Raw genomic sequence first — 4,994 nt, forward strand, 5'->3', positions numbered from 1 at the left:
TATTTACTTTGTTCGCACTGCGCACCCGGCGGGAAGCGATATAACAGGAAAATGCAGGAGAAGGAGCATGGAACTTATCTGGCAGGATTTACACCACAGTGAGCTTAACGTCGCTCAGCTTTACGCTATTCTGGCGCTGCGTAGCCGGGTATTTGTGGTGGAACAAAATTGCCCTTATCAGGATATCGACGGTGACGATCTGGCGCGCGATAACCGTCACATTATCGGTATGCTGGAGGATAAAGTGGTGGCATATGCGCGCATTCTGACGCCGCAACAACCAGGGGAACCGGTGCGCATTGGCCGGGTGATTATTGCGCCTGAAGCGCGAGGGTTAAGCCTCGGTTACCGATTAATGGAACAGGCAATTGCCAGTTGTGAGCATAACTGGCCAGGCCAGTCGATCTATCTGTCAGCCCAGGCGCATTTGCAGGATTTTTATGGCCGCTTAGGGTTTAAGCCAGTAGGCGAGATCTATCTTGAGGATGATATTCCGCATATTGCAATGCAGAATTAGCGAAACAGAGTGCTAACTCTCGACAGGGGCAGCGAGAACGCCGCCCCTGCAAAAATAGGCCATTCTATTCAGATATCAATCAATCGGGATGCATCTGCCGATCGTCAACATGCTGGCGTTTATCCGGCGGCGGCGGAAAATACTGATACAGCCAGGTCTCGCTCAGCGTTTCTCCCTGCGAGCGCAGGAACATCCGCATCTCCACCGGTTTAGTATCGTCACTGTTCGGATACCAGTCATACAAGATGCGATAACCGTTCAGCGGCTCGACGAACAGAATCTCTACCTGCTTAATGGTGCCGGATGAGACGTTAATCACCGGCTCAATACCTTTCGGCGCAGCAGCTTTCAGATCGCCACCGACAAAATCCACCGCGATACGGCGCGCCCAGACATCCGGGTAATGCTCGCCCGGTGCCCAGCCTTCCGGGAAGCCGCCCATACCGGTGCGGGTTGCATCAACGCGCGCTAAACCGCTGCGCACCGGCGGCAAGCCGCTCCAGTAAAGCTTGTAGTGGAATTTATATTCACTGCCGGCTTTGATGGGCTCTTCCGGCTGCCAGAAGCAGACGATGTTATCCAGCGTTTCACCGGTGGTCGGGATCTCCATCAGATTGATGGCACCTTTACCCCATTTACCGACCGGTTCGACCCACAGACTCGGCCGCTTGTCATACCAGCCAATCACATCCTGGTAATCCTTGAAATCATGGTTCAGTTGCAACAGGCCAAACCCGCGCGGGTTATTGTCCTGGTAGGCATTAAACTGTAATTTCTGCGGGTTATTCAGCGGACGGCAGATCCATTCGCCGCTGCCGGTCCACATCGCCAGGCGGTCGGAGTCGTGAATCTGCGGATGGATGGTGTCGCACATGCGGCGTTCATTCGTGCCGCAACTGAACATACTGGTCATCGGCGCGATACCGAGCTGTTTAATATCTTTACGCGCGAAGATATGGTTTTCAATCTCCATTACCACGCGTTTAGATTCACAGTTGATAATAAACTTATAGGCACCGGTAGCGCTTGGGCCATCAAGCAGGGCATACACGGTAAACGTGGTGTCCTCCGCTTTTGGCGTTTCGAACCAGAAGGCGGTGAAATCCGGGAACTCTTCCTGGCCGTTACTGAAGGTATTTACCGCAATACCGCGTGCCGACAAACCGTACTGATAAGTATCATCTACCGCACGGAAATAGCTGGCACCGAGGAAGGAGACAATATCGCGCTTTGCCAGTTCCGGCTTTTTGAACGCACGGAAACCGGCAAATCCGAGGTCGGTTTTGCCTTCAAGTTGTTGAGTATCAACCCTGGCGTTGTTGTAGTTAAACAGTTCCGGGCGGAAGTGGACTTCGCGCGCTTCGCGGCTGCTTTCATCAACGGCAAACATGCGGATACGACGTTTAAAGCCCATGCCAACGTGGAAGAACTGCACATCCAGTTCGCGGTCGGCGATATCATTCCATAGAGAATGATTGGCGTCGTATTGGATTTCGTTGTAAGCCTGAGGCGTCAGCGTTGCCAGCGTGTCCGGCAGCGGACCTGGTGCGCCACCCCACGGCTGTTTAGCCATGCCTGCGGCCATCTTTTTCAGAACGTCAAAATCAAATCGCATCGCGGTGCCGTCAGCAATATCGGCATCTGCCCAGGCGGACTGCGCAAATAGCGTGGATAAGCCAGACATACCGCTTACGGTAGCGAATGCCATTGACGCTTTCATAAACATTCTTCGATTCATGCCAGAAGTATTTTCCTTTGCTGAACGGAGTTTGTAGTGACTGTCGTGCGCTTGTGCACCCATTTGCATCTCCTGGCAAGGCCAGGGTTACAGGGAGGTACGACAGCTTGCTGATACAAAAATTCAAATCTGATGAAATTTATCAGATTAATCGAATAAACCCACGGTTTTCCGCTGCGCTGGCGACAGATTTAACGCACTTTACGTTCGCTGCTTTTTTGTGCGCAGGCGGCGGTGGGCACCTGATGGGGGGTGAGCAGGGGAAATGGATAAATCAGCGCCACTTTCAGCGACTACCGCTTTATTCTCAGGTTATTCCTGGTAGCAATGACGCGCAACCGCCAGAAAACGGTCTATAGTTAATGGATATGCATGTTATTCGTACACGGAGGAAGAAAATGGCTATACCTGATGAAACGCATGAGACCCGACTGGATGACGATCTGACACTGCTGACCGAAACGCTGGAAGAAGTGCTGAAATCCTCGGGTGACCCTGCCGATCAGAAATACATTGAGCTCAAAGCGAAAGCTGAGCAGGCACTGCATGATGTTAAATCACGCGTCAGTGAGGCCTCGGATAACTACTATTTCCGCGCCAAACAGGCAGTGTATCGTGCTGATGATTATGTGCACGAAAAACCGTGGCATGGTATTGGCGTCGGTGCCACTGCTGGCCTGGTCATTGGTTTACTGCTGGCACGTCGCTAAATCAGGCCTGCCGATAAAGTTTTTGGGTCGGTCATACCGGCCCCAATTTTTTCTTCTCTCTTCACGCGCGTCCTTCCTCAAAATTTAAAACCACTGATGATTTATCGCTAATTAATTTTTGCTGGCAGGTAATTAAACTATTATTACTTTCCGCTATTTTATTTTTGCTGACTGAGCTTTTTTTGTAAGTGAAAAAATAACTTTATATTTATTATGTTCACTGAGATTGTCGTTTTATATTTGCAGTTAATTGTTTTCAGCCAAATAATATCTCCAGTTTGAAATAAAAGGAATGCGCTGATGTTAGGGAAAATAATCAGTTTCTGGCAAAGTTTTAATCAGGCAGGGTTAAAGGATGTGCCTTTATTTAAATTACCTTTGTCGGCTATCGAAAATACCGCTGCGTCTATCTCGCAAAAGGATTATATCAAAGCCGATCGTCGTTACGCCAAAGGAAAGAAACAGCCGATATTAAGTCGAATCTCAAGGATTAGCCTGCGGGAAAAACAGCGGGAATATCTGAACGACATGGCTGAGAATACGGTCAGCATCGCCAGTGAGAGCCCAGGGATTCAGCAAGGTCACGGCATACTGCCAGCCAAAGCGCCACTGCTTCCGCGACAACCCAGCGGCATGGTGCAGGCAGTTGAAGCGGCGTTACACCTTTTCGTCCCCGCTCAGCCGCAAATTTACGCCGGGTCGGTGCCGGCAAAGAACAGTGTCGTGACCTCCTCAGCCCGGCAATTACTGCGGACGGGGGATACCTCCCGAAGCACGACTTACCCTCAGTCTGCCGCCAACAGCGGCGAATTTACGCGACCAAAAAGATCGCTACAACAGCAGGAAAAACTGGCAGATCTGGCGGAAGAATCGCTATTGCCGCTACCTGCAACGCATGACGTTTTTCATCAGCCGGCGGATAACAGCAGCCAGTTCGGTCAGCAATTAGAGACGTTTTTCCAACGCATGAATATCGTGCTGGACAGCGAACAACAGCAACAGCTGATCACCACGCTGGAGGATGGCTGGATGGTTTTCAGCGCTCCAGCGGACGACAGATCGCGTCCGAGGCGGGTGCATGAAGATCAAATGCGGCGAAGCAACATGTTTTATGAAATGTCCATCAAAGACAAATCGATAAACAAACAGAGTGTCGGGGCAAAAATCACTCAGTGGGCAGATGATATGACTGAGCAGGGACAAACGCTATTTATCAAAGGGACAAAAAGTTATAACCCGCTGCATTTTTTACAGAGCGGAGGCGCGGCGGTGCTGGGTTTTTTTTCGAGGAAAGTGGGGGAAACCGTATCCGGAGAGATTTTTGAGCGCAAACCCGGACAAAGCAAAGCAGACTTTATTCTTGAATGGGGGATGGCAACAACAATACTGCCTGAAACCCAGGCAAGGGCGGCATTTAATCCAGCGCGCGTGAAACCCGGTAGCGGCATATTTAAAAGTCCGCCAGCGGTAAACGCAGCGGAGGTTAACTTGCCGGGAACCGTGATCACTCACTCACCAACCGGGTTGACGGTTCATGTGGTACTGGAGAAAAAAATCGCCGGCCAGCGCTGGAATCTTTATCCGGATAGCCCAAACACTGGTATAGCGGAGCGAGTCGACGGAAAGCAAGTGACCAGGCAGCCAGCAACCCGCGATGCGCAAACCAATGCCTGGCAAATTAAAGGCGTTGAGGGTCAGCATATTTTCACTTTTGGCCCGAAGCAGCAGTATTTTATCCAGACTAAAGAAAGCTATCATCCGCTCAGCTATTCCGCCGCTGATGACAGCTGGACAGTATCGGGTCTGTCGCCAGGCAATAAAGTACCGAAGAAAATCTATTTCAATAAACAGGCCGGTGAATGGAGAGAATTCTGTGCGGCAAATGTGCATCTTAATGCCAGGGTGTTATCTGAAATATCGGAAGCGTTAATTAGCGAGAAACCGGGTCAGCAACGCGTGCTGGCTAACTGGGGGGCACCGTCACGGCGAGTCTGGGCTTCATCGGCGTCCGACAGTCAATATCTGCAGG

4 protein-coding genes are annotated in these 4,994 nt (G+C 50.9%); 3 read left to right on the top strand and 1 reads right to left on the bottom strand.

Annotated features, from left to right (window positions below):
- Positions 1 to 67: 67 nt before the first annotated feature.
- A complete protein-coding gene (locus NG42_RS02175; protein WP_052897316.1) occupies positions 68 to 517 on the top strand; it encodes a GNAT family N-acetyltransferase in 450 nt (149 codons plus the stop codon).
- Positions 518 to 596: 79 nt separating this feature from the next.
- Here the strand turns inward: NG42_RS02175 and NG42_RS02180 are convergent, their stop codons facing one another.
- Positions 597 to 2,255, bottom strand: coding sequence for a glucan biosynthesis protein D (locus tag NG42_RS02180; protein ID WP_052897390.1), 1,659 nt, complete (start codon positions 2,253 to 2,255; stop codon positions 597 to 599).
- A gap of 398 nt (positions 2,256 to 2,653) precedes the next feature.
- Between NG42_RS02180 and elaB the strand changes: the two genes are divergently transcribed.
- Positions 2,654 to 2,965, top strand: a complete 312-nt coding sequence (elaB, locus tag NG42_RS02185) for a stress response protein ElaB (protein WP_052897318.1) — start codon at positions 2,654 to 2,656, stop codon at positions 2,963 to 2,965.
- Positions 2,966 to 3,265: 300 nt separating this feature from the next.
- Positions 3,266 to 4,994: hypothetical protein (locus NG42_RS02190; protein ID WP_162231008.1), on the top strand; the 1,729-nt coding region annotated here is incomplete at its 3' end.

Origin of the sequence: Winslowiella iniecta, from assembly GCF_001267535.1 — a bacterium.
GTDB lineage: Bacteria > Pseudomonadota > Gammaproteobacteria > Enterobacterales > Enterobacteriaceae > Erwinia > Erwinia iniecta.

Excerpts from the sequence above, each read along its gene's own strand:
- NG42_RS02175 (WP_052897316.1), top strand. The coding sequence starts at position 68 with ATGGAACTTATCTGGCAGGATTTACACCACAGTGAGCTTAACGTCGCT.
- NG42_RS02180 (WP_052897390.1), bottom strand. The coding sequence starts at position 2,255 with ATGAATCGAAGAATGTTTATGAAAGCGTCAATGGCATTCGCTACCGTA.
- elaB (WP_052897318.1), top strand. The coding sequence starts at position 2,654 with ATGGCTATACCTGATGAAACGCATGAGACCCGACTGGATGACGATCTG.